1 protein-coding gene is annotated in these 736 nt (G+C 60.6%); it reads left to right on the top strand.

All coding sequences use genetic code 11. From position 1 onward, the window contains the following. Nucleotides 1–68: 68 nt before the first annotated feature. Nucleotides 69–736 (top strand): transposase (locus RVY79_RS16780; protein ID WP_317465610.1); only part of this gene is annotated, 668 nt, incomplete at its 3' end.

The following is a 736-nucleotide window of genomic DNA, read 5'->3' as shown; positions in this document are numbered from 1 at the left end:
CAAGGCTGCGGGCTTTTTGCTCCTGCCGAAATTGCAGAGCAACACGGCCTGTTCGACGCGAGTGTTGCATGACTGACATTCTTGACCTTCCAGGCTGGGAGCCGACCGCCGTCCGTACCGAAGACGACCAGTACGTTATCTCGGCTGACTACACAGTTTTGCCCGAAGCATGTCAAAAATGCGGCGTAATTGGCCGAGTTTATAAGCACGGCCCCAAAATGATCATTTTCCGAGATAGCCCTATTCGGGGCCGTCCGGTGAGTATCGAAGCCAATGCCCAGCGCTTCAGGTGCCGCGAGTGCGGCGGCACGTTCATCCAGCCGCTGGGCGGCATCCACCCGGCGACGCGCATGACGGCTCGTTGCGTCCAGTACATCGAAGAGCAGTGCCTCCGGGACACCTTCACTCGTATCGCCGAGCACGTCGGCTGCGATGACAAGACCGTCCGCACGTTGGCCGGCGACTACATCGAACGCCTGAACGCTGAGTACAAGCCTTGGCTGCCAGAATGGCTGGGCATCGACGAGACGCAGATTGACGGCAAGCTCCGGTGCATCATCACCGACGTCGTCAACCGGGTTCCCATCGACATGCTGCCCGACCGCGACAAGCCGCTCGTGACTGCGTGGCTGCATCAGTTCAAGGAGCGCGGCGGCGTCAAGGGCCTCGCTATCGACATGTGGAAGCCGTACAAGGATGCCGCGCAATCCGTCTTCCCTGGCCTGCCGGTCGTTGT

This window comes from Chromohalobacter sp. HP20-39, from assembly GCF_033052815.1.
Classification (GTDB): domain Bacteria; phylum Pseudomonadota; class Gammaproteobacteria; order Pseudomonadales; family Halomonadaceae; genus Chromohalobacter.
Note: the sequence above shows the minus strand (reverse complement) of the source record. Positions and strands in the feature narration are given on the sequence as shown.